Origin of the sequence: Neisseria sp. HMSC70E02, from assembly GCF_001838645.1 — a bacterium.
Taxonomy (GTDB): domain Bacteria; phylum Pseudomonadota; class Gammaproteobacteria; order Burkholderiales; family Neisseriaceae; genus Neisseria; species Neisseria macacae.
The window spans coordinates 8,964-9,381 of the sequence record NZ_KV838095.1; the positions used below are offsets into that span (position 1 = coordinate 8,964).

At 45.0% G+C, this 418-nt stretch carries 1 pseudogene; it reads left to right on the forward strand.

Going from position 1 to position 418, the window contains the following annotated elements:
* A pseudogene (locus HMPREF3277_RS06560) lies at nucleotides 1-380 on the forward strand (hypothetical protein); the annotation flags it as partial.
* Nucleotides 381-418: the final 38 nt, after the last annotated feature.

The following is a 418-nucleotide window of genomic DNA, read 5'->3' on the forward strand; positions in this document are numbered from 1 at the left end:
CAACGCTGATTCCGCCTGAAAGCGATAAAGATAAGGGCTGTCTTGACGACCCGTTTTCTGATGTCTCCATCAATAAAGGTCGTCTGAAAGTCCATTTTGAAGGGTTTTACAGTTGCGGAAACTGGTGGAAGGACCGCATTGACTACCTATTCCGTTACCAAAACGACCGCTTTCTCCTGATTGGATATTCATATCACGAATATCACAGGGCTTCAGGCGAAATTGAGGAGTACAGCGACAATTATCTGACTGGAAAGCGGAAGAGAACGACAGGCGGCAATGTGTTCGGTTCATCGAAAGACCGCCCGAAAGTCAAATGGGAAAGATTGAAAGCGAAACCTTATTATTTGGACGAGCCTTATCACGATTCAATAGAATGAGATGGGTCGTCTGAAAATGATGAGCCGTAAAAAGCTGT